The organism is Cognatilysobacter segetis, assembly GCF_004359965.1.
Classification (GTDB): Bacteria; Pseudomonadota; Gammaproteobacteria; order Xanthomonadales; family Xanthomonadaceae; genus Cognatilysobacter; species Cognatilysobacter segetis.
On the sequence record NZ_SMRQ01000021.1, the window covers coordinates 26,762 to 49,510 of the forward strand.

Annotated in this window: 18 protein-coding genes, 1 other RNA gene and 1 pseudogene; 19 read left to right on the top strand and 1 reads right to left on the bottom strand. The window is 70.2% G+C overall.

Annotation, left to right across the window (positions count from 1 at the left end; genetic code table 11):
- Window positions 1-65 precede the first annotated feature (65 nt).
- The 17 genes and pseudogenes from rsmI (at window position 66) to lpxC (ending at window position 18,668) form a co-directional block, all read left to right on the top strand.
- Window positions 66-893 (top strand): 16S rRNA (cytidine(1402)-2'-O)-methyltransferase, encoded by an 828-nt coding sequence (gene rsmI, locus E4F61_RS06370; protein WP_133478837.1) that lies wholly within the window; start codon window positions 66-68, stop codon window positions 891-893.
- Between the two features lie 77 nt (window positions 894-970).
- Window positions 971-1,321, top strand: an RNA gene (rnpB, locus tag E4F61_RS06375) — RNase P RNA component class A.
- Between the two features lie 351 nt (window positions 1,322-1,672).
- Window positions 1,673-2,119 carry a division/cell wall cluster transcriptional repressor MraZ gene (mraZ, locus tag E4F61_RS06380; protein WP_133478838.1) on the top strand — a complete coding sequence of 149 codons (447 nt, stop codon included), beginning with the start codon at window positions 1,673-1,675 and terminating at the stop codon, window positions 2,117-2,119.
- A gap of 11 nt (window positions 2,120-2,130) precedes the next feature.
- Window positions 2,131-3,069: a 16S rRNA (cytosine(1402)-N(4))-methyltransferase RsmH gene (rsmH, locus tag E4F61_RS06385; RefSeq protein ID WP_133478839.1), complete on the top strand. Its 939-nt coding sequence runs from the start codon at window positions 2,131-2,133 to the stop codon at window positions 3,067-3,069.
- Window positions 3,069-3,332: a cell division protein FtsL gene (gene ftsL, locus E4F61_RS06390; protein ID WP_133478854.1), complete on the top strand. Its 264-nt coding sequence runs from the start codon at window positions 3,069-3,071 to the stop codon at window positions 3,330-3,332. The genes rsmH and ftsL overlap by 1 nt, the downstream gene beginning before the upstream one ends.
- Window positions 3,333-3,457: 125 nt before the next feature.
- A complete protein-coding gene (locus E4F61_RS06395) occupies window positions 3,458-5,218 on the top strand; it encodes a peptidoglycan D,D-transpeptidase FtsI family protein (RefSeq protein WP_238382824.1) in 1,761 nt (586 codons plus the stop codon).
- A complete protein-coding gene (locus E4F61_RS06400) occupies window positions 5,215-6,684 on the top strand; it encodes a UDP-N-acetylmuramoyl-L-alanyl-D-glutamate--2,6-diaminopimelate ligase (protein ID WP_133478841.1) in 1,470 nt (489 codons plus the stop codon). Before E4F61_RS06395 ends, E4F61_RS06400 begins: the two co-directional genes overlap by 4 nt.
- Window positions 6,681-8,057, top strand: a complete 1,377-nt coding sequence (locus E4F61_RS06405) for a UDP-N-acetylmuramoyl-tripeptide--D-alanyl-D-alanine ligase (protein ID WP_133478842.1) — start codon at window positions 6,681-6,683, stop codon at window positions 8,055-8,057. Before E4F61_RS06400 ends, E4F61_RS06405 begins: the two co-directional genes overlap by 4 nt.
- Window positions 8,047-9,135, top strand: coding sequence for a phospho-N-acetylmuramoyl-pentapeptide-transferase (mraY, locus tag E4F61_RS06410; RefSeq protein ID WP_133478843.1), 1,089 nt, complete (start codon window positions 8,047-8,049; stop codon window positions 9,133-9,135). The genes E4F61_RS06405 and mraY overlap by 11 nt, the downstream gene beginning before the upstream one ends.
- Window positions 9,132-10,451 carry a putative lipid II flippase FtsW gene (gene ftsW, locus E4F61_RS06415; RefSeq protein WP_133478855.1) on the top strand — a complete coding sequence of 440 codons (1,320 nt, stop codon included), beginning with the start codon at window positions 9,132-9,134 and terminating at the stop codon, window positions 10,449-10,451. The genes mraY and ftsW overlap by 4 nt, the downstream gene beginning before the upstream one ends.
- Window positions 10,448-11,542 (top strand): undecaprenyldiphospho-muramoylpentapeptide beta-N-acetylglucosaminyltransferase, encoded by a 1,095-nt coding sequence (murG, locus tag E4F61_RS06420; protein WP_238382822.1) that lies wholly within the window; start codon window positions 10,448-10,450, stop codon window positions 11,540-11,542. Before ftsW ends, murG begins: the two co-directional genes overlap by 4 nt.
- Window positions 11,539-12,975 carry a UDP-N-acetylmuramate--L-alanine ligase gene (gene murC / locus E4F61_RS06425; RefSeq protein ID WP_133478844.1) on the top strand — a complete coding sequence of 479 codons (1,437 nt, stop codon included), beginning with the start codon at window positions 11,539-11,541 and terminating at the stop codon, window positions 12,973-12,975. Before murG ends, murC begins: the two co-directional genes overlap by 4 nt.
- Window positions 12,972-13,955 (top strand): D-alanine--D-alanine ligase, encoded by a 984-nt coding sequence (locus tag E4F61_RS06430; protein ID WP_133478845.1) that lies wholly within the window; start codon window positions 12,972-12,974, stop codon window positions 13,953-13,955. Before murC ends, E4F61_RS06430 begins: the two co-directional genes overlap by 4 nt.
- Window positions 13,956-13,960: 5 nt before the next feature.
- Window positions 13,961-14,752, top strand: a complete 792-nt coding sequence (locus E4F61_RS06435; protein ID WP_238382826.1) for a cell division protein FtsQ/DivIB — start codon at window positions 13,961-13,963, stop codon at window positions 14,750-14,752.
- The gene (ftsA, locus tag E4F61_RS06440) at window positions 14,749-15,984 is read left to right on the top strand and encodes a cell division protein FtsA (RefSeq protein ID WP_133478847.1); all 1,236 of its coding nucleotides are present in this window, start codon (window positions 14,749-14,751) and stop codon (window positions 15,982-15,984) included. Before E4F61_RS06435 ends, ftsA begins: the two co-directional genes overlap by 4 nt.
- 187 nt (window positions 15,985-16,171) lie before the next feature.
- Window positions 16,172-17,227: pseudogene (gene ftsZ / locus E4F61_RS06445) on the top strand (cell division protein FtsZ); the annotation flags it as partial.
- A 517-nt stretch (window positions 17,228-17,744) separates the two neighbouring features.
- Entirely contained in the window at window positions 17,745-18,668 is a 924-nt protein-coding gene (lpxC, locus tag E4F61_RS06450; RefSeq protein WP_133478849.1) for a UDP-3-O-acyl-N-acetylglucosamine deacetylase, read from the top strand.
- 239 nt (window positions 18,669-18,907) lie between these two features.
- Here lpxC and E4F61_RS06455 read toward each other — a convergent pair whose 3' ends face one another.
- Entirely contained in the window at window positions 18,908-19,240 is a 333-nt protein-coding gene (locus E4F61_RS06455) for a DciA family protein (RefSeq protein ID WP_238382823.1), read from the bottom strand.
- A 205-nt stretch (window positions 19,241-19,445) separates the two neighbouring features.
- Between E4F61_RS06455 and E4F61_RS06460 the strand changes: the two genes are divergently transcribed.
- A complete protein-coding gene (locus tag E4F61_RS06460) occupies window positions 19,446-20,243 on the top strand; it encodes a M23 family metallopeptidase (RefSeq protein WP_238382827.1) in 798 nt (265 codons plus the stop codon).
- Between the two features lie 136 nt (window positions 20,244-20,379).
- Window positions 20,380-22,749: preprotein translocase subunit SecA (gene secA / locus E4F61_RS06465; RefSeq protein WP_133478852.1), on the top strand; the 2,370-nt coding region annotated here is incomplete at its 3' end.

A 22,749-nucleotide genomic window follows, 5' to 3' on the forward strand; every position in this document is an offset into this window, starting at 1 on the left:
GGCATGCGCACGGGGGACGGCGGGGACCGGGTTACGATTCTACCCGCGCCCCGTGTAGGACCACGATGCAGACTCCCGGCACGCTCCACGTCGTCGCCACCCCGATCGGCAACCTCGGCGACCTCGGCGCCCGCGCGCTGGACACCCTCCGGACCGTCGATGCGATCTGCGCCGAGGACACGCGCCATACGCGGCAGCTGCTCGCGCACTTCGGCGTGGAGAAACCGCTCGTGGCGCTGCACCAGCACAACGAGGAGGCGCAGGTCGCCCAGCTCGTCGCGCGGTTGCAGGGCGGGCAGGCGCTCGCGCTGGTCAGCGATGCGGGCACGCCGCTGGTCAGCGACCCGGGCTTCCGGCTGGTGCGCGCCGCACGCGAGGCGGGAATCCGGGTGTCGCCCGTGCCCGGCGCCTGCGCGGCCGTCGCGGCCCTGAGCGTCGCGGGCATCGCGTCGGACCGGTTCGCGTTCGAGGGCTTCCTGCCGGCCAAGACCGGCGCACGGCGGGAACGGCTCGCTGCGTTGGCCGGCGAGCCGCGCACGCTGATCTTCTACGAGGCCTCGCATCGCATCGAGGAGATGCTGGCCGACCTCGCCGACCGGTTCGGGCCCCGGCACGCCGTGGTCGCGCGCGAACTGACCAAGCTGTTCGAGACGGTGCTCGACGGCGACCTGCCGTCGCTGCATGCGCGGGTCGCCGCCGATGCGAACCAGCGCAAGGGCGAGTTCGTGGTGATCGTGGAGGGCGCGGGCGAGGATGCGGACGCGTCGCTCGCCGAAGGCCGGCGCGTCTACGCCGTGCTGTGCGCCCACATGAAGCCGTCGCAGGCGGCGAAGGTCGCCGCGGAGATCACCGGCGCCCCCCGCAAGGCCCTCTACGGCGGGGACGCCGGCTAGCCGAGGCGCGACGCGGATGAACGCCGCCGCGCCGCGCCGACCGCTGCCGCGCCCGCTCCCGTAGAATCCGCGGCGGCGGAGTCGGCCAGGCAGTCGCGTCATCCATAAGGATGCCGAGGAAAGTCCGGGCTCCACAGGGCACGGTGCCAGGTAACGCCTGGGCGGGGCGACCCGACGGAAAGTGCAACAGAGAGCAGACCGCCGATGGCCCTCACGGGATCAGGCAAGGGTGAAACGGTGCGGTAAGAGCGCACCGCGAGTCCGGCAACGGACCGGCACGGCAAACCCCACCGGGAGCAAGACCAAATAGGGAGGCGATGCCGCGGCCCGCGGTGCCTCCGGGTAGGTTGCTTGAGCGCAGGCGGTGACGCCTCGCCTAGAGGAATGACTGTCCACGACAGAACCCGGCTTATCGGCCGGCTCCGCCGCTTTCCTTTCCGATCAACCACTTGGCCCGAGCGGCCGTAGCGACGCCCGCCGACCGGCGGCGACCGCCGTGAAGGCGGCCGTAGCGCCTGTGGGTATCCAGTGAAGATTCCGTCCTAAGTTCCTGTTGTCTCAACTCCTGAGACAAAACAGCAGCTTGTGGATAAAGTTTGAACAAGTCTCTCAAGTGTGCCGCAAGTCGTTGACTTCACTTACAAAAATGACCGCTTGGGATTGTTGACAACCCCTCGGGTGGGGCATAAGGTGGGTCCACGTGGGAAAACCGGGTCTTTCGTGGTTTTCTTTCTCCGATCAAGCCCGCGTGAAGACGGGTGACCGAAGGGGACAGGTCCGTGTTTCAGGGCGAAACCGCCATCACCATCGATGACAAAGGCCGGCTGGCGGTTCCCACCGCCTACCGCGACGTCATCGCGCGCGAATGCGGCGGGCGCCTGGTCATCACCTACAACCCTTTCGAGTCGGGCTCGCTCTACCTCTATCCGGTGACCGTCTGGGAGCGCGTGCGCGACCAGGTCAACGCGCTGCCGCGGACCAAGCGCACCAGCCGCACCTTCCAGCTGAAGCTGGTCGGCGCCGCCACCTTCGTCGAGCCCGATGCCAACGGCCGCATCGGCGTGCCGGCCACGCATCGCGCGGCGGTGGGCATCGAGAAGCGCGCCGTGCTGCTCGGCATGGGCGACAAGTTCGAACTGTGGAGCGAGCAGGCGCATCACGCTCAGATCCGTCAGGTGATCACCGACGAGGATCTGAGCGACGGCCTGCTGGATCTTCAGCTGTGACGGCCGGTGGCATGGGACGCACGGCGTCCGCAGGCCACCTCCCGGTGATGTACGCGCAGGTCCTGGACGGCCTGCGGGTGGTGGGGGATGGAACGTATCTGGACGGCACGTTCGGTCGCGGCGGGCATGCCCGCGGCGTACTCGATCAACTGGGGCCCGATGGGCGACTGCTGGTGATGGACAAGGATCCCGAGGCGATCGCCGTCGCCGAGCGCGAGTTCGGCGCCGATCCGCGCGTGTCCATCTTCCGCGGCAGCTTCGCGCAGCTCGCCGGCTGGGACGCGACCGCGGCCGGCCTCGACGGCGTGCTGTTCGACCTCGGCGTGTCCTCGCCGCAACTCGACGTCGCCGAGCGCGGCTTCTCGTTCGGCAAGGACGGCCCGCTCGACATGCGCATGGACCCCGAGTCCGGCGTCAGCGCGGCGGAGTGGATCAACACCGCTTCGGAGAAGGAGATCGCCGACGTGCTGTGGACGTTCGGCGAGGAGCGCCAGAGCCGGCGCATCGCGCGGGCCATCGTGGCGCGCCGCGGCGACGCACGCATCGAGCGCACGGCGCAGCTCGCCGACCTCATCGCGTCGGTGATGCCGCGCGGCGATTCGAAGATCCATCCGGCCACGCGCTCGTTCCAGGCCATCCGCATCTTCATCAACCGCGAGCTCGGCGACCTCGAGGACGGCCTCGACGCCGCGATGGCGCGCCTGAAGCCGGGTGGGCGCCTCGCGGTGATCAGCTTCCAGTCGCTGGAAGACCGTATCGTCAAGCAGTTCATCGCGCGCCACGCGAAGGCACCGGCGGGCAATCGCCGCATGCCGGTGGAAGCCGAGTTCACGCCGACGCTGCGTGACGTCAGCGGCGCGCTCAAGGCGACCGACGCCGAGATCGCGGCCAATCCGCGCGCGCGCAGCGCGGTGCTTCGCGTGGCGGAAAAGCTCGGAGCCGCCGCATGATCCTGCGCGTGCTGCTCATGGTGCTGGTGGTGGCCAACGTGGTCACCGCGCTCGCGATCGTCGAGACCCGCCAGCGGCATCGCCAGCTGTTCATGCAGTCCACGCGGCTGCAGAAGGCGCGCGACGAGCTCAACATCGAATTCGGCCGGCTGCAGCTCGAACAGGCGACGTGGGCCGAGTCCAACCGCATCGACCAGGTCGCGCGCGACCGCCTGGGCATGAAGTTTCCCGAAGGCGACGACATCGTGGTGATCCGCCCATGAGGACGCAGGGCGACGTCCGCCGCGTGCGCAACGAGCGTCGCCGCGAAGGCGACCCGCTGCGCCGGCTGCGCGCGCTGCTCGGCGGTGGCGGCGGCTCGCGCGGCCGCGCCCGCGTCGACCTGCGCATGCGCCTGCTCGGCCTCGCGGCGGTCATGGGCCTGTGCTCGTTCGCGCTGGTCGCCCGCGCGTTCTACATCCAGGTGCTCGACCGCGACTTCTACGTCGCGCAGGGCCAGGCGCGCAGCCTGCGCGAGCTGCCGATCCCGACCTCGCGCGGCATGGTCACCGACCGCAACGGCGAACCGCTCGCGGTGTCCACGCCGGTCGAGTCGGTGTGGGGCAATCCGCAGGAACTGCTGAAGGTCCCCGACCGCCTGCCGCAGCTCGCCGCCGCGATCGACGTACCGCTCGACGTGCTGACGCGCAAGCTCGCGCAGAAGTCGACCAAGGAATTCGTCTACCTCAAGCGCCGCATCAATCCGGACGAGGCGAAGCGGATCCTCGCGCTCGGCATCCCCGGCGTGTCCAGCCAGCGCGAGTACCGCCGCTTCTACCCGCAGGGCGAAGCGATGGCGCACGTGCTGGGCTTCACCAACGTCGATGACGAGGGCCAGGAAGGCCTGGAGCTCGCGTTCGACGAATGGCTGCGCGGCAAGCCCGGCGCCAAGCGCGTGCTGCGCGACGGCCGCGGCCACATCATCGAGAACGTCGACCTCGTGCGTCCGGCCGAGCCCGGCCGCGACCTCACGCTGACCATCGACCGCCGCATCCAGTTCCTGGCGTACCGCGAGCTGCGCAACGCGATGCTGTCTCACGGCGCCGCCAGCGGCTCGATCGTCGTCGTCGACGTCGCGACCGGCGAAGTGCTCGCGATGGCCAACCTGCCCGCGTTCAATCCCAACGCCGTCGGCACCACCGACCGCGACGCGCACCGCAACCGCGCGGTGACCGACGTGCTCGAGCCCGGCTCGACGATGAAGCCGATCACCATCGCCGCGGCACTGACCAAGGGCATCGTGACGCCTAACTCGCCGATCGACCTGTCGCCGGGCTGGATCAAGCTGGGCCGCTACACGATCCGCGACCACCAGAACTACGGGATGCAGACGGTCACGGGCGTCATCACCAAGAGCTCGAACGTCGGCGCGACCAAGATCTCGGCCCGGTTGGACGACCAGTACTTCTACGACTTCATCCGCAAGTTCGGCTACGGCAGCAAGCCCGGCAGCGGCTTTCCCGGCGAGTCGTCGGGCGTGCTGCCGTCGCCGGCGCGCTGGAGCGGCTCGTCGAAGGCGACGATCTCGTACGGCTACGGCCTGTCGGCCACGCCGCTGCAGATCGCGATGGCGTACGCGGCGCTCGCGAACGGTGGCGTCATGAACACGCCGACGTTCGTCAAGGGCGAGCACGGGCCGCGCAAGCAGGTGGTGGATCCGGTCGTCGCGCACGAAGTCATGAAGATGATGCAGACGGTGACCGAGAAGGGCGGCACCGCGACGCAGGGCGCGATCCTCGGCTACCACGTCGCCGGCAAGACGGGCACCGCGCGCATGTTCAACGGCCGCGGCGGCTACCTGCAGCGCTACATCGCGTACTTCGCGGGCGTGGTGCCGGTCGACAACCCGCGCTTCGCCACCGTCGTCGTCGTCAACGACCCCGATCCGGCGAAGGGCGGCTACTTCGGCGGCCTCGTCTCGGCGCCCGTGTTCAAGTCGGTGATGGAAGGCTCGCTGCGCCTCATGGACGTGCCGCCGGACGACATCGAAACGTGGCTGGCCGCGCAGGACAAGGCGATGGGCAAGCCGATCGCCTCCGTCGCGGCGCCGCCGGCGCCCGTCGAGGAGGACATCGACGTGCCGCTCGAAGCGACGCCGGTGACGCCATGACGCGCACCCTGCCACTCGCCGAGCTGCTTCCCGACGTCGACGGCATCCCCGTCGACCTCGTCGTGTCGGGCCTCGTGCAGGACAGCCGCGACGTGCAGCCCGGCGATGCCTTCGTCGCGATCGGCGGCTTCGGCACGCACGGCCTCGCCTTCACCGATGCCGCCAGGGCGCGAGGCGCGCGCGTCGTGCTGTTCGAGCCGCCGGCGCCGGCCGAATACCCGGCGCCCGCCGATGCGATCGGCGTGCCCGGCCTGCGTGCGCGCCTCGGCGAGATGGCGCACCGCTTCCACGGCCGCGCCACCGAGTCGATGACGACGGTGGGCGTGACCGGCACCAACGGCAAGACCTCGACGGTGCAGCTCATCGCGCAGGCGTGGACGCTGCGCGGCGTCGATGCGGGCACCATCGGCACCCTCGGCGTCGGCCGTTACGGCCGGGTCGAGCCGACCGGTTTCACGACGCCGCTGGTGCTGAAGCTGCATGCGCTGATCGGCGCGATGCGCGACGACGGCGTCGATGCGCTCGCGATGGAAGTGAGCTCGCATGCGCTCGACCAGGGCCGCGTCGACGGCGTGCGCTTCGACGTCGCCGTGTTCACCAACCTCACGCGCGACCATCTCGACTACCACGGCACCATGGCCGCGTACGGCGCCGCGAAGGCGCGTCTGTTCGGCTGGCCGGGCCTGAAGGCGGCGGTCGTCAACCTCGACGACGAATACGGCCGCCAGCTGTTCGCCGCGTTGCCGGCGGCCGTGCGGCCGGTGGGCCTGAGCTCGCGCGACGCCGACGGCGCCACGCTGCGTGCGCGCGACCTGCACCTCGATGCGCGCGGCATCGCATTCGAGCTGGTCGGTGCGGACGCGCAGGCGAGCGTGCGTTCGCCGCTCCTGGGCCGCTTCAACGTCGACAACCTGCTCGCGGTCGCGGGCGTGCTGCAGGCGCTCGGCGCCGGTGTCGCCGACATCGCCGACACGCTCTCGCGCCTGCAGCCCATCCACGGCCGCATGAACCGCCTCGGCGGCGACGGCCAGCCGCTCGTGGTGGTCGACTACGCGCACACGCCCGACGCGCTCGAGCAGGCACTGACCACGCTGCGTGCGCATACCGCCGGACGCCTGGTCTGCGTGTTCGGCTGCGGCGGCGAGCGCGATACCGGCAAGCGCCCGCAGATGGGCGCGATCGCCGAGCGCCTTGCCGACGTCGCGATCGTCACCGACGACAACCCGCGGGGCGAGGACGGCGACGCCATCGTGGGCGGCATCCTCGAGGGCTTCGGCCGCCGCGAGGCCGCGCACGTGATGCGCGACCGCGCCGCCGCGATCCGGCAGGCGATTTCGGAGGCGGGCGAGGCCGACGTCGTGCTGATCGCCGGCAAGGGCCACGAGCCGTACCAGGAGATCGCCGGCGTGAAGCATCCGTTCGACGACACCGTCATCGCGCAGGCCGCGCTGGGAGTCCGTGCATGAGGCCGCTGACGCTTTCGCAGATCGCCGCGATGACGGCCGGCCGCGTGGTCGGCGAGGACATCACGGTCGAGCGCCTGCTCACCGATACGCGCGGCCTGGCGAGCGTCGAGCCCGCCGTCCGCGCATCGAGCCTGTTCGTCGCGCTGAAGGGCGAGCGCTTCGACGGCCACGACCATCTGGGCGCGGCCGCCGACGCGGGAATCGGTGCCGCACTGGTATCGCGCGTCGAGGGCGAACTGCCGCAGGTGCTGGTCGGCGACACGCAGCTCGCGCTCGCCGACCTTGCGCGCGGGCTGCAGGCCTCGCGCGCTGCGAAGGTCGTCGCGATCACCGGCAGCAACGGCAAGACGAGCGTCAAGACGCTTACGCTCGCGATCCTCGAGCTCGCTGGCCGTACCTACGGCAACCCGGGCAACCGCAATAACGAGATCGGCCTGCCGCTGGCGGTGATCGACGCCCCCGAGGACGCCGAGTTCGCCGTCTACGAGATGGGCGCGGGCCAGCCGGGCGACATCGCCTACCTCACGGCGATCGCGCGGCCGGACGTGTCGATCGTCAACAACATCGCGCCGGCGCACCTGGAGCGCATGGGCTCGCTGCTCGGCGTGGCCGACACCAAGGCGGCGATCTACGACGCGCTGCCGGAGCACGGCGTCGCGGTGATCAATGCCGACGACGCGTTCGCACCGTATTTCGCCGAGCGCGCGAAGGGTCGCCGGCACATCCGCTTCGGGCTGGAGGCCAGCGCCGACGTCACCGCGCGCGACATCGCGCTCAGCGAGGACGGCTCGACCTTCACGATGGTCACGCCGCAGGGCGAGGCCGCCGTCGAAATCGCGATGCCCGGCCGCCACAACGTGCGCAACGCGCTGGCCGCGGCATCGCTCGCGCTCGGCGCGGGCGTGCCGCTGGCGACGATCGTGCGCGGACTCGCCGCGGCGCGTCCGGTCGCCGGCCGCCTGGTCACGCATCGCCTGCCCAACGGCGCGACGCTGATCGACGACAGTTACAACGCTAATCCCGGTTCGGTCGGCGCCGCCATCGACGCGCTGGCCGCGATGCCGGGCGCGTCCTGGCTCGTGCTCGGCGACATGCGCGAGCTCGGCGACGATGCGGAGGCGCTGCACGCGCAGGTCGGCACCCGCGCACGCGAGGCCGGGCTGGCGCGCCTCTACACGCTGGGCCCGCTGAGCGCCGCCGCGGCGCGCGCGTTCGGCGCCGACGCCCGTCATTTCGAAACCCACGATGCCCTTGCCGATGCGCTGCGCGCGGACCTGCCGTCCGATGCGCGCGTGCTGGTGAAGGGATCGCGTGGCAGCGCGATGGACCGCATCGTCGCCGCCCTCCTGTCCGGAACCCCGCATGCTGCTTGAACTCACCCGCTGGCTGGAACAGCTGCAGAGCCACTTCGGCCTGTTCGGCTACCTCACGTTCCGCGGCATCCTGTCCGCGCTGACCTCGCTGTTCCTGTCGCTCTGGATCGGGCCGGCCGTGATCCGCCGGCTGGGCCAGCTCAAGGCGGGCGGCCAGCCGATCCGCAAGGACGGCCCGCAGTCGCACTTCTCCAAGGCGGGCACGCCCACGATGGGCGGCGCGCTGATCCTGCTGACGGTGCTGGCCTCGGTGCTGCTCTGGGCCGACCTGCGCAACCGCTACATCTGGCTGGTGCTGGCGGTGATGGTGGCGTTCGGCGCGATCGGCTGGTGGGACGACTGGATCAAGATCGTGCGCCGCGACCCGAACGGCATGCGCTCGCGCACCAAGTACCTGCTGCAGTCGATCTTCGGCCTGGCCGCCGGCCTGTTCCTGTACTACACCGCCGACGCCCCGGCGGCGACCACGTTCTACATCCCGCTGTTCAAGCAGATCGCGCTGCCGCTGGTGAGCGTGTCGTTCGTGCTGATCGCCTACCTGTGGATCGTCGGGTTCTCCAATGCGGTGAACCTCACCGACGGCCTCGACGGCCTGGCGATCATGCCGACCGTGCTGGTCGCCTGCGCGCTCGGCGTGTTCGCGTACGCATCGGGCAACGCCGTGTTCTCCAACTACCTTCAGATCCCGCAGGTGCCGGGCGCGGGCGAGCTGATCGTGATCTGCGCGGCGATCGCCGGCGCGGGCCTCGGCTTCCTGTGGTTCAACACCTATCCGGCCATGGTGTTCATGGGCGACATCGGCGCGCTCGCGCTGGGCGCCGTGCTCGGCACCATCGCGGTGATCGTGCGCCAGGAACTCGTGCTGGTGGTGATGGGCGGCATCTTCGTCATCGAGACGCTCTCGGTGATGATCCAGGTGGCCAGCTTCAAGCTCACCGGCAAGCGCGTCTTCAAGATGGCGCCGATCCACCACCACTTCGAGCTCAAGGGCTGGCCCGAGCCGCGCGTGATCGTGCGCTTCTGGATCATCTCGGTGGTGCTCGTGCTCATCGGCCTGGCCACGTTGAAGGTGCGCTGATGGACGCTTCCCGCCAGGCCACCCGCTTCGACGCCATCACCGGTCGCTTCGATCCGTGGCTGCTCGGCCTGATCGGCGCGCTGCTGTGCCTGGGCGTGGTGATGGTCGGCTCGGCCTCGGTCGCGCAGGCGACCACGCCGACGTACTACCTGACGCGCCACCTGGTGTTCCTCGCCGCCGGTTCGATCGCGGCCGCGGTGGTCATGCGCATGGAACTGAAGACGATCGAGCGCTACGCGCAGTGGATGCCGATCGTCGGGCTGGTGCTGCTGCTGGTGGTCGCGGTGCCGGGTCTGGGCGTGACCGTGAAGGGCGCGCGTCGCTGGATCAACCTCGGCTTCACCAACTTCCAGCCCGTCGAGGCCGTGAAGCTGATGATGGTCGTGTGGCTCGCGGCCTACCTCAAGCGCTTCAGCGAGGAAGTGAGCGCGAGCTGGAAAGCCATCCTCAAGGTGGTGGGCGTGGCATGCGCCTTCGCCGGCGTGCTGCTGGCAGTGCAGAAGGACTTCGGCTCGTCCGCGCTGATTCTCGCCATGACCGCGGGCATGCTGGTGCTGGGCGGCGCGAACCTGCCGCGGCTGGTCGGCCCGCTGTTCGCGCTGCTGCCGGCGCTCGGCGCGATGATCCTGCTCGAGCCCTACCGCGTGCGCCGCCTGACCTCGTTCACCGATCCCTTCAAGGATCCGTTCGGTGACGGCTACCAGCTCGCCAACGCGCTGATGGCCGTCGGCCGCGGCGAATGGTTCGGCGCCGGGCTCGGTGCGTCCGTGCACAAGCTGTCGTACCTGCCCGAAGCGCATACCGACTTCATCATGGCGGTGATCGCCGAAGAACTCGGCTTCGTCGGCGTGTGCCTGGTGGTCGTCCTGTACGCGGGCCTGGTCACGCGCGCGCTGTGGGTCGGCCTGCAGTGCATGGAGATGCGCCGCCACTTCGCCGGCTACTGCGCCTTCGGCATCGCGCTGTGGATCGGCATCCAGAGCACGGTGTCGATCGGCGTCAACCTCGGCCTGCTGCCGACCAAGGGCCTGACGCTGCCGCTGATCTCCTACGGCGGCTCGTCGTTCGCGATGACGCTCGCGGCGATGGGCCTGCTGCTGCGCATTTCCTACGAACTCGAACGCGCACGCCGCCAGGTCGCGCTGCGCCGGGACACGGTCGGCACGACGCCGTCGCCGTCGACGCCCGCCCCGGTGCGCGCGAGCACGGCGGCCGCGGCGCCGGCGAGCGTCAGCCCGCTCGCGCGCAACGAGCCGCGCGGCACCAATCGCCTGCGCCCGCGCGTCGAGCCCACCTTCGGACGGCACAGCGCATGACCGGCGCGCGCGCCCACGCGGACGTGATGATCCTGGCCGGCGGCACCGGCGGGCACATCTTTCCCGGCCTCGCCGTCGCGCACGAGCTTCGCCGTCGCGGCATCGCCGTCGGCTGGCTCGGTAGCGAGGGCGGCATGGAGACGCGGCTGGTGCCGCAGCACGGGATCGACGTGGACACGATCGCGATCCGCGGCGTGCGCGGCAAAGGCATCGCGACGCTTATCCGCGCGCCGTTCAAGCTGCTGTCGGCGGTGTCGGCCGCGCGCGCCGTGCTGTCGCGTCGCGGGCCGCAGGCGGTGATCAGCTTCGGCGGCTTCGCCGCGGGCCCCGGCGGCCTCGCCGCCAAGCTGGCCGGCATCCCGCTGTACGTGCACGAACAGAACCGCGCACCCGGCATGACCAACCGCGTGCTGTCGAAGATGGCGCGCCGCGTGCTCACCGGCTTTCCCGGCACGTTCGCGAGCGAGGCGGTGGTCGGCAATCCCGTGCGCGAGGCGATCGCGCAGGTCGCGCCGCCCTCACAACGCTTCGATGGACGCAGCGGCCCGCTGCGCCTGCTCGTGCTCGGCGGCAGCCAGGGCGCGGCCGCGCTCAACCGCGACGTGCCGGCGGCGCTCGCGTCGCTGGGCGATCGCGCGCGGTGGCAGGTGCGCCACCAGTGCGGCGAAACGATGGTCGACGCCGCGACCGCCGCCTACCGCGATGCCGGCGTCGACGCGTCGGTCGAGCCGTTCATCGCCGACATGGCCGCCGCCTATGCCGAAGCCGACCTCGTCGTCTGCCGCGCGGGTGCGCTCACGCTCGCGGAACTCTGCGCGGTCGGCGTGGCCAGCGTGCTGGTGCCGTTTCCGCAGGCGGTGGACGATCACCAGACCAAGAACGCGCAGTTCCTCGTCGAGCGCGGCGCCGCGCGCCTGCTGCCGCAGGGCGCCCACCTCGCCGCGCAGCTTGCCGACACCCTCGACTCGCTCGGCTCGCGGGACGCGCTGCGCCCGATGGCCGATGCCGCCCGCGCGCTCGCGCGCCCCGACGCGGCCGTCCGCGTCGCCGATTTCGTGATGGAAACGATCGACATGGAACGCGCCGCATGATCCCCACGCATCGCCACCGCCTGCTCGAGGATCCCGCGAAGGGCGGCGCCCGCGTGCATTTCGTCGGCATCGGCGGCGTGGGCATGAGCGGCATCGCCGAGGTCATGTGCACGCTCGGCTACAACGTGTCCGGCTCGGACAACGCCGACAACGCGGTGACGCGCCGCCTCGCCAAGCTCGGCATCAGCGTGCACCGGGGCCACGATGCGAAGAACGTCGACGGCGTGGAATGCCTGGTGGTGTCGAGCGCGATCAAGCCCGACAACCCGGAGCTGATGGCGGCGCGCGCGCAGCGCATCCCGATCGTCCCGCGCGCCGAGATGCTCGCCGAGCTGATGCGCTTCAAGCGCGGCATCGCGATCGCCGGCACGCACGGCAAGACCACCACCACCTCGCTCACCGCCAGCGTGCTGGGCGAGGGCGGCATCGACCCGACCTTCGTCATCGGCGGCCAGCTGCTCGCCGCCGGTGCCAACGCCAGGCTGGGCGGCGGCGACTGGCTGGTCGCGGAGGCCGACGAGTCCGACGGCAGCTTCCTGCGCCTCAACCCGCAGATCGCGGTCGTCACCAACATCGACGCCGACCACCTCGAGAACTACGGCGGCGACTTCGCCAAGGTGCAGGTGGCGTTCGACGAGTTCCTGCACCGCCTGCCGTTCTACGGCCTCGCGGTGCTGTGCATCGACGATCTGGAAGTCGCCGCGCTCGCGGCGAAGACCACGCGCCACGTGCTCACCTACGGCTTCGCGCCGGAGGCGGACGTGCGCGCCGAAGACATCGAGCAGGTCGGCGGCCGCATGCGGTTCACGCTGTGCTTGCCCGACGGCAAGCGCTGCGGCGTGACGCTCGCGATGCCCGGCCGCCACAACGTGCAGAACGCACTGGCCGCGGCGGCGGTGGGCTGGCAGCTCGGTGTCGAGCAGCCGGCGATCTGCCGCGCGTTGGAGAACTTCGCGGGCATCGGCCGGCGCTTCAACCTGCTCGCGCAGGTGCCGGTGGGCGGCGGCACGGTGACGCTGGTCGACGACTACGGCCACCATCCGAAGGAGCTCGACGCGGTGTTCAAGGCCGCGCGCGGCGGCTGGGGCGACAAGCGCCTCGTGGTCGCGTTCCAGCCGCACCGCTACAGCCGCACGCGCGACCTGTTCGACGACTTCGCGCAGGTACTCAGCGAAGTCGACGTGCTGGTGCTGACCGAGGTCTATCCCGCGGGCGAGGCGCCGATCGCCGGCGCCGACGCGAAGTCGCTCGCGCGCGCCATCCGCGCGCGCGGCCGCACCGAGCCCGTCGTCGTCGCGCGCGCCGCGGACCTCGCGCGCGTGCTGCCCGACGTCCTCCACGCCGACGACCTGCTGCTGATGATGGGCGCGGGCGACATCGGCCATGCCGCGCAGCAGATCGCCGCGCACGGATTCGAAGGAGCCGGTTCTTGAGCATCACGATCGTTCCGCCGCGCATCACCGACCCGGCCGCGTTCGGCCGCGTCGCCGTGCTGATGGGCGGCACCAGTTCCGAGCGCGAGGTCTCGCTCGACTCCGGCCGCAACGTGCTCGAGGCGCTGCGGTCGAAGGGCGTCGAGGCGTTCGCGGTCGACGGCATTCCCGCGCTGGTCGAGGCGATCCGGGAGGGTCGCGTCGATCGCGTCTTCAACATCCTCCACGGCAACAAGGGCGGTGGCGAGGACGGCGTGCTGCAGGGGCTGCTCGAGGCGCTGCGCGTGCCGTACACGGGCTCGGGCGTGCTGGGCTCGGCGCTGAGCATGGACAAGATCCGCACCAAGCAGGTCTGGCTGAGCCTGGGCCTGCCGACGCCGCGCTACGTGCGCCTGGCCAAGGGCGACGACGTGCATGCCGCCGCGCGCGATCTCGGCCTGCCGGTGATCGTGAAGCCCTCCTGCGAAGGTTCCAGCGTCGGCGTCTCGCGCGTGCACGACGACGCGGGCCTCGACGAGGCCGTCGCGCTGGCCGCGCGCTATCCCGGCGAGATGCTGATGGAGCAGCTCGTCGTCGGCGACGAGCTCACCGTCGCGGTGATCGCGAACGGCGACGACGTGGTCGCGCTGCCGTCGATCCGCATCGTCCCCAAGGGCGAGTGGTACGACTACAACGCCAAGTACATCGCCGAGGACACGCAGTACCTCTGCCCGGGCCTGGAAGGCGAGGCCGAGGCGCAGATCCGCCGCCTCGCCGCCGACGCCTTCAAGGCGGCCGGCTGCGAGGGCTGGGGCCGCGTCGACGTGATGCGCGACCGCACCAGCGGCAGGTTCTACCTCCTCGAAGTCAACACCGCGCCCGGCATGACCAGTCACTCGCTGGTGCCCAAGGCCGCGCGACAGGTCGGTATCGAATTCGCCGACCTGTGCTGGCGCGTGCTCGAGTCCTCCTTCGATCGTGATGGAGGCGTCGCTGCGTGAACGCGATGCTCCGCCTCGCCGCCTGGTTGATCGCCGTCGCGCTCGTGGCGCTGCCGGTGGTCGCCGTGCTGCGCGGCTGGATCGGCGCGGATCGCTGGCCGCTGACGCACCTGCGCGCGACGGGGCGCTTCGAGCGCGTCGACCCGGCGCTCGTGCAGCGCGCGCTGCTGCCCTATGCGAAGCACGGCTACTTCGCCGTGGACCTGCGTGCCGCGCAGGCCGCCGTCGCGCAACTGCCGTGGGTCGATCACGCGCAGGTGCGCAAGCGCTGGCCCGACGTGCTGGAAGTGTCGATCACCGAGCACCGCCCGTTCGCGCGCTGGGGGCGGGGCCGCCTTCTCTCCGACAAGGGCCGCCTGTTCGACGCCCGCGGCGCGAAGGTGCCGGCGGGGCTGCCGATGTTCGACGGCCCCGAGGCGCAGGCCGCCGACGTGGTCGAGCTCTACCAGCAGTCGCGCACGCTGTTCGCGCCGATCGGGATGAACGTCGAAGCGGTGGTGGTCGACCCGCGCGGCAGCTGGTCGCTCACGCTGCTGGACCGCGCGCACGGCAGCCCGACGCAGGTGCTGGTCGGTCGAAGCGAGGCGCGAGCCCGCATCGGCCGCTTCGTCCGCCTGCTGCCGCAACTCATGACCAATCCCGAGCGCCGCATCGAGCGCGCCGACCTCCGCTACACCAACGGGTTCGCGCTCGTCTGGGCCGGCGTGAAAGCCGCGCTGCCCGCGTCGCCGCCCAAGCCGGCACCCCCGCGTGCCGCCTTCCTTCCTTCCCGCATTCCGGCTGCTTCCCTCACATGAATCGCAAGGGCGACAAATCGCTGATCGTCGGTCTCGACATCGGCACCTCGAAGGTCACGGCACTGGTGGGCGAGTACCTGCCCGGCCAGCCGATCGAGGTGATCGGCCTGGGCTCGCACGAATCGCGCGGCATGCGCCGCGGCGTGGTGGTCGACATCGACTCGACCGTGCAGTCCATCCAGCGCGCGATCGAGGAGGCCGAGCTGATGGCCGGCTGCGAGATCCGCTCGGTCTACGCGTCGATCTCCGGCAGCCACGTGCAGTGCCGCAATTCGCAGGGCATCGCGCCGATCCGCGATGGCGAGGTGACCCATGCGGACCTCGAGCGCGTGCTCGACGCGGCCAAGGCCGTCGCGATCCCGGCCGACCAGAAGATCCTGCACGCCATCCCGCGCGACTACGTGCTCGACGACTCGCAGGAAGGCATCCGCAACCCGGTCGGCATGACCGGCGTGCGCCTGGAGGTGCACGCGCATCTCGTGATCTGCGCGCAGTCGGCGGCGGCGAACATTTCCAAGTGCGTGCAGAAATGCGGCTTGCAGGTCGACGACCTGATCCTGAGCGTGCTGGCCTCGGCCAATGCGGTGCTGACGCCGGACGAGCGCGAGCTGGGCGTGGTGCTGGTCGACCTCGGCGCGGGCACCACCGACATCGCGGTGTTCGTGCAGGGCGCGATCGCGCACAGCGCGAGCCTGCCCATCGCCGGCGACAAGGTCACCGAGGACATCGCGCACATGCTGCGCACGCCGACGCCCGAGGCCGAGCAGATCAAGGTCCGCTACGCCTGTGCGCTGGCGCAGATGGCGACGGCCGAGGAATCGATCCAGGTGCCGAGCGTCGGCGACCGGCCGCCGCGCCGCATGCCGCGGGCCTCGCTCGCCCAGGCGGTACAGGCGCGCTACGAGGAGATCTTCGAGATGGTGCAGGCCGAACTGCGCCGCTCGGGCTTCGAGCAGCACGTCCGCGCCGGCATGGTGCTGACGGGCGGCGCGTCGAAGATGGAAGGCGTCGTCGAGCTCGCGGAAGAGATGCTGCAGATGCCGGTGCGCGTGGGCATTCCGCAGCACGTCACGGGCCTGGGCGAAGTGGTCGGCAACCCGGTGCACGCCACCGGCGTGGGCCTCCTGCTCATGGGCAGCCAGATCGAGAACCCGCGTCGGCCGATGTTGCCGGCGGGGCGCGCGGGCGGGCTGCTCAATCGATTGAAGAACTGGTACCGCGGCGAGTTCTGAGCGTCGCGGCGGTGATGCGTGGCGGGTGGTGCGCAAGAGCGGAAAGCGGTGGGGCGACAGCGAAAAAATTTGAAGAAAAATTCGTAGCGACAGCACACAGCGTTTCAAACATCAGCAACAATACACATCAAATAAAGCCGGCATCGAAGCGCGAATTCGAATGACGGCACCAACGAGGACAACGGACATGGCGCATTTCGAACTGGTCGAGAAGATGGCTCCCAACGCCGTCATCAAGGTGGTGGGTGTCGGCGGCGGCGGCGGCAACGCGGTCGCCCACATGGTCAACAGCAGCGTGGACGGCGTGGAGTTCATCACGGCGAACACCGACTCGCAGGCGATCAAGAACTGCGGCGCGAAGCTGCAGCTGCAGCTCGGCGGCAACGTCACCAAGGGCCTCGGCGCCGGCGCGAACCCGGAAGTGGGTCGCCAGGCCGCGCTCGAGGACCGCGACCGCATCATGGACGCGCTGCAGGGTGCCGACATGGTGTTCATCACCGCCGGCATGGGCGGCGGCACCGGCACCGGTGCGGCACCCGTCGTGGCGCAGCTCGCGAAGGAGATGGGCATCCTGACCGTCGCCGTCGTGACCAAGCCGTTCCCGTTCGAAGGCCGCCGCCGCATGCAGGTGGCGCTCAAGGGCATCGAGGAGCTGAGCCAGCACTGCGACTCGCTGATCACGATCCCCAACGAGAAGCTGATCACCGTGCTCGGCCGCAACGCCACGATGATCCAGGCGTTCCGCGCCGCCAACGACGTGCTGCTCGGCGCCGTGCAGGGCATCGCCGACCTGATCGTCCGCCCGGGTCTGATCAACGTCGACTTCGCCGACGTGCGCACCGTGATGTCCGAGATGGGCCTCGCGATGATGGGCACCGGCGCCGCCCGCGGCGACGACCGCGCGCAGGCCGCCGCGGAAGCCGCGATCCAGAACCCGCTGCTCGACGACGTCAACCTGTCGGGCGCGAACGGCATCCTCGTCAACATCACCGCCGGCCCGGACTTCACGATGGCCGAGTTCGATGAGGTCGGCCGAACGGTCGAGCAGTTCGCCTCGGAAGACGCGACCGTCGTCATCGGCACCGTGCTCGATCCGGACATGCAGGACGAGGTGCGCGTCACCGTCGTCGCCACCGGCCTCAACCGCGGCGCCGTCCGCGCGACCGACCGCGGCTTCGAGAGCCAGCGCCGCCCGCAGATGCAGGTGGTCGCGAGCAAGCGCGACGGCACCACCGGCCTGCCGATCGACGAGGTGGCGACCGCCTACTCGCCGAGCGTGCCGAGCTTCACCAGCGGCCTGCGCACGCGCGCCGAACCGGCGGCGTCCGCGCCGTCGGCCCCGGCCTCGCAGCCGGCCGTCGCGGATTTCGGCGGCGACAGCTACCTGGACATCCCGGCGTTCCTGCGCCGCCAGGCCGACTGACACGCCGCGCCGCCGCGCGCGGCGGCACTGCCCGACCCGATGACGCGACGCCAGGCGTCGCGTCCCGGCGCACCGTCGCCGGCTGCATCACCATCGGCCGCCCGTCCGTCGGCCGGTGATTTTCCTGCGGGAGGCGCGTGCCTCCCGCTTTTTCCCGTTCGCGGGGCAGCACCGACCGTCGGCGCTCCGTCGCCCACGGCCGCTGACGACTTTCCATTCACGGCCGTTGGCGCCAATGTCGCCGTCGACGCAACGGCGCGTGGCGGCTTTTCCGTTCAGGTTCAGCCACCTGCGTGCTAACTTTTTCGACCGGCCCGCGAAGGTTCGACCCCTGACCATGCTCCGCCAGCGAACCCTCAAGAACGTGATCCGGGCCACCGGCGTCGGCCTGCACAGCGGCGAAAAGGTCTTCATGGCGCTGCGTCCCGCGCCCGTCGACACCGGCATCGTGTTCCGCCGCACCGATCTGCAGCCGGTCGTCGACAGTCCCGCCAAGGCCGACCTCGTCACCGAGACGACGCTGTGCACGGGCCTGTCCAACGGCCCCGGCAAGATCCAGACGGTCGAACACCTGCTGTCCGCGCTCGCGGGCCTGGGCATCGACAACTGCTACGTGGAGCTGTCCGCGGCGGAAGTGCCGATCATGGACGGTTCCGCCGGCCCGTTCGTGTTCCTGCTGCAGTCCGCCGGCATCGCCGAGCAGGAGGCGCCCAAGCGCTTCATCCGCGTGCTGCGCGAGGTCGAAGTGCGCGAGGGCGACAAGGTCGCGCGCTTCTCCCCGCACGACGGCTTCCGCATCGGCTTCACCGTGCGCTTCGACCACCCGGCCATTCCGGCCTCGCAGTCGCGTGCCGTCGTGGATTTCTCGACCGACGCGTACATCCGCGAGGTGAGCCGCGCCCGCACGTTCGGGTTCATGCGCGACCTCGAGTACATGCGCGAGCGCAACCTGGGCCTCGGCGGCTCGATGGACAACGCGATCGTGCTCGACGAATTCCGCGTCCTCAACGACGACGGCCTGCGCTACGCCGACGAGTTCGTGCGCCACAAGATCCTCGACGCCGTGGGCGACCTGTACCTGGCGGGCCACGCGATCGTGGGCGCGTACGAGGGCTACAAGTCCGGCCATGCGCTCAACAACAAGCTGGTCCGGGCGCTGCTGGCGGAGCAGGGCGCGTGGGAGGAGGTGACCTTCCGTGCCGACGCGCCGACGCCGCTGCTGTTCGGCAGCCCCGGCACCGCCGCCCTGGGGCTTGCCTGAACGGGCTTTCGATTCAAACACTTGCACGCAGCAACGGGCGCCTTCGGGGCGCCCGTGTCGCGTCTGGGCGACCGTTCGTCGTCACACCGGTGAACTCGCGGTGACGAATAACCGGGTCTTAACGTCTCCGTCGCTTCGCTTACCGAACCGTTAACACCCCCAGTCAGGGGCGTCGTTAGGATGCCGCCACCCCGTCGAGGCGTACGTCGCCGTACGGGGCAGGCATCTGGCGTACGGGACTAGTCGACGTCCCTCAGCGATGCCAACGCCGCCTGCAGCGCCTGCTGCGTGGCGGGCGACATGGGGCGCGGCGCCTTGACCGTTCGGCGGTCGGCGGGTGTCCCGGGCGAAGTCCTGATCACGACCTCGTCCGCCACGAGCCCGATGGAACGGGCGGCATCGAGCAGTTCCGGGATGGCGAGGCGCAGCTTCGCCTGCCAGACCGGCGCGTCGACGATAAACACGAGCCTGCCGCGATCGATATTCGCGAGCCGCGCATGCGCGGCCAATCCGGCCGGCAGGCATGGGCGCAACCGACCGTCCAGGTCATCGAGCCACAGGGCTCGACGCACGGGGTCGCCGCCCGGACCGTCCAGCAGCGCTTCGAGCGGTGCACGGGCGGGACCGGTGGCCTTCCTTCTCGACCTGGGCCTGGAATCTGACATCGGACCTATGACTCTTTCGGCCATCCTAAATCCCCGCGGTCTCATCGGCGACGCGCTCGCGGTCCTCGGCCAGCAGGCCGCGCGCCGCCCCGCCATCGCCCTGTCGGCCTTCATGGCGGGCGGACTCGCACTGCTGGGCGCCGGCGGCGTCGCCGGCTCGGCGATCACGCATCAGCGGCTGGCGCAGGAAGCGGCCCGCACCGAGGCGACCCGCGCCCAGGCGCAGCGCGAGCTCAACGCGATCGCCGCCCGCGTCGGCGAACTGCAGGCCCAAGCCAACCGCCTGAATGCGCTCGGCGAGCGCCTGACCCGCATGGGCGGGCTGAAGGACGGCGAGTTCGACTTCCAGCGCCCGGTCGGCGTCGGTGGCGACGGCGAGGTGCGCGACATGCGCAAGGCCGAGCTCGGCACCAGCCTCGACGGCCTGGCCCGCACGCTCGGCACGGCCGGCGAGCAGCTGACCGTGCTCGACTCGCTGCTCACCGACCGCCAGCTGTCGATGGACGCCGTCCCCTCGCGCGTGCCCGTGCTCAACAGCTACGTGACCTCGGGCTTCGGCAATCGCGCCGACCCGATCGTCGGCGGCGGCGAGTTCCACAAGGGCATCGACTTCTCGGCCAACACCGGCGACCCGGTGCTCGCGGTAGCCGACGGCGTGGTCAGCTTCGTCGGCGTGCGCTCCGGTTACGGCAACGTGGTCGAGATCGACCACGGCAACGGTTACGTGACCCGCTACGCGCACAACTCGCGCCTCGAGCGCCGCCAGGGCGAGCTCGTCCGAGCCGGCGAGGAGATCGCCAAGGCCGGCTCGACCGGCCGTTCGACGGGCGCGCACGTGCATCTGGAAGTCTGGCAGGACGGCCGCGTGGTGAATCCGCGCCCGTTCCTGCAGGGCGCGCTGCGCGGCTGACCGGTCGCCCGCCGGCTTGTAAACGCCGGCGGGTGCCACCAGCTACAATCCGCGATGCCGTAAAGGGCGCCCAGCGCCCTTTTTTATTGCCGCGACGCCCGACCGTCGCCGCAGCCCCTTTTCCAACCGGTCCGCCATGCTCAACAGCCTGCTCACCCGCGTCTTCGGCAGCCGCAACGAACGCCTCCTGCGCCAGTTGCAGCGCTCCGTCGACAAGATCAACGCCCTCGAGCCGCAGATGCAGAAGCTCAGCGACGAGGAGCTGAAGGCGAAGACGCCGGAGTTCCAGGAGCGCGTCCGCAACGGCGAGTCGGTGGACAAGCTGCTTCCCGAGGCCTTCGCGGTCTGCCGCGAGGCCTCGGTCCGCGTCATGGGCATGCGCCACTTCGACGTCCAGCTGATCGGCGGCATGGTGCTGCACCTGGGCAAGATCGCCGAGATGCGCACCGGCGAGGGCAAGACGCTCACCGCGACGCTGCCGGTCTACCTCAACGCGCTGGAAGGCAAGGGCGTCCACGTCGTCACCGTGAACGACTACCTCGCGCGCCGCGACGCCGCCACGATGGGCAAGCTCTACGGCTGGCTCGGCCTGACCACGAGCGTGGTGTACCCGGGCATGCCGCATGCCGACAAGCACGCCGCCTATGCCGCCGACATCACCTACGCCACCAACAACGAGATCGGCTTCGATTACCTGCGCGACAACATGGCGCTGTCGAAGGACGATCGCGTCCAGCGCGGCCTGAACTTCGCGATCGTCGACGAGGTCGACTCGATCCTGATCGACGAGGCGCGCACGCCGCTGATCATCTCCGGCCCGGCCGACGAATCGCCGGAGCTGTACATCAAGGTCAACCGCCTCGTGCCGCAGCTGGTCCGCCAGGCGACCGAAGAAGGCGAGGGCGACTACTGGGTCGACGAGAAGGGCAAGCAGGTGTTCCTGTCCGAGTCCGGCCAGGAGCACGCCGAGCAGCTGCTGCGCCAGGCCGGCATCCTCGGCGAGGACAACCAGGACCTCTACGACCCGCACAACCTCAGCGTCGTGCATCACCTCAACGCCGCGCTGCGCGCGCATGCGATCTACCAGCGCGACGTCGACTACATCGTGCGCGACGGCGAAGTGGTGATCGTCGACGAGTTCACCGGCCGCACGCTGCCGGGCCGTCGCTGGTCCGACGGCCTGCACCAGGCGGTGGAAGCGAAGGAAGGCGTACCGGTGCAGCGCGAGAACCAGACGCTCGCCTCGATCACCTTCCAGAACCTGTTCCGCATGTACGGCAAGCTCGCCGGCATGACCGGCACGGCCGATACCGAGGCCTACGAGTTCCAGAGCATCTACGGCCTGGAAGTCGTCGTGATCCCGACCAACCGCGCGATGATCCGCAAGGACCATCCGGATGCCGTCTTCCTCAACCGCAACGGCAAGTACCGCGCCGTGGTCAACGAGATCAAGGCAGCGCACGCGAAGCAGCAGCCGGTGCTGGTCGGCACCACGTCGATCGAAGTGTCGGAGATGCTCAGCGAGCAGCTGCGCGAGGCCGGCATCGCGCACGAAGTGCTCAATGCCAAGCAGCACGAGCGCGAGGCGCAGATCGTGGCGCAGGCCGGTCGTCCGGGCGCGATCACCATCGCGACGAACATGGCCGGCCGCGGCACCGACATCGTGCTCGGCGGCTCGCTGGAAACCGAACTGCAGCAGCTCGAGGCGCAGACCGGCGAGCCGGTCGACGAGGTGACGCAGCAGCGCATGAAGGCCGAATGGCAGGCGCGGCATGAGGCGGTCAAGGCCGCGGGCGGCCTGCACATCGTCGGTACCGAGCGCCACGAGTCGCGCCGCATCGACAACCAGCTGCGTGGCCGTTCGGGCCGCCAGGGCGACCCGGGCTCCTCGCGCTTCTACCTGTCGCTCGAAGACAACCTGATGCGCATCTTCGCCGCCGACTGGGTGCAGAAGGTGATGGCGCGCATGGGCCTCAAGGAAGACGACATCATCGAGTCGCCACTGGTCACCAAGCAGATCGCCAATGCGCAGCGGAAGGTCGAGGCGCACAACTTCGACATCCGCAAGAACCTGCTCGAGTTCGACGACGTCAACAACGACCAGCGCAAGGTCATCTACGGCCAGCGCGACGAGCTGCTCGAGGCCGAGGACGTGGCCGAGAACATCGCGGCGATCCGCGGCGACGTGGTGGCCGAGACCGTCGAGAAGTTCGTGCCGCCCAACTCGATCGACGAGCAGTGGGACCTGCGCGGCCTGGAGGCGACGATCGCCGAGGACTTCGGCGTGCAGCTCGACCTCGACGCGCTGGTGAAGTCCGAGCCGGAGCTCGACGCCGAGGGCATCCTCAAGCACGTGGACGCCACGGTGGCCAAGCACTTCGCCGACCGCGAGGAGCAGCTCGGCGCCGAGACGATGCGCATGCTGGAGAAGCACATCATGCTCAACGTGCTCGACCAGAACTGGAAGGAGCATCTGGCGCGCATGGATTACCTGCGCCAGGGCATC

Coding starts and splice junctions, on each gene's coding strand:
- rsmI (WP_133478837.1), top strand. CDS start 66: ATGCAGACTCCCGGCACGCTCCACGTCGTCGCCACCCCGATCGGCAAC.
- rsmH (WP_133478839.1), top strand. CDS start 2,131: ATGGGACGCACGGCGTCCGCAGGCCACCTCCCGGTGATGTACGCGCAG.
- E4F61_RS06395 (WP_238382824.1), top strand. CDS start 3,458: ATGCGCCTGCTCGGCCTCGCGGCGGTCATGGGCCTGTGCTCGTTCGCG.
- E4F61_RS06400 (WP_133478841.1), top strand. CDS start 5,215: ATGACGCGCACCCTGCCACTCGCCGAGCTGCTTCCCGACGTCGACGGC.
- E4F61_RS06405 (WP_133478842.1), top strand. CDS start 6,681: ATGAGGCCGCTGACGCTTTCGCAGATCGCCGCGATGACGGCCGGCCGC.
- mraY (WP_133478843.1), top strand. CDS start 8,047: ATGCTGCTTGAACTCACCCGCTGGCTGGAACAGCTGCAGAGCCACTTC.
- murG (WP_238382822.1), top strand. CDS start 10,448: ATGACCGGCGCGCGCGCCCACGCGGACGTGATGATCCTGGCCGGCGGC.
- murC (WP_133478844.1), top strand. CDS start 11,539: ATGATCCCCACGCATCGCCACCGCCTGCTCGAGGATCCCGCGAAGGGC.
- E4F61_RS06435 (WP_238382826.1), top strand. CDS start 13,961: ATGCTCCGCCTCGCCGCCTGGTTGATCGCCGTCGCGCTCGTGGCGCTG.
- ftsA (WP_133478847.1), top strand. CDS start 14,749: ATGAATCGCAAGGGCGACAAATCGCTGATCGTCGGTCTCGACATCGGC.
- lpxC (WP_133478849.1), top strand. CDS start 17,745: ATGCTCCGCCAGCGAACCCTCAAGAACGTGATCCGGGCCACCGGCGTC.
- E4F61_RS06460 (WP_238382827.1), top strand. CDS start 19,446: ATGGCGGGCGGACTCGCACTGCTGGGCGCCGGCGGCGTCGCCGGCTCG.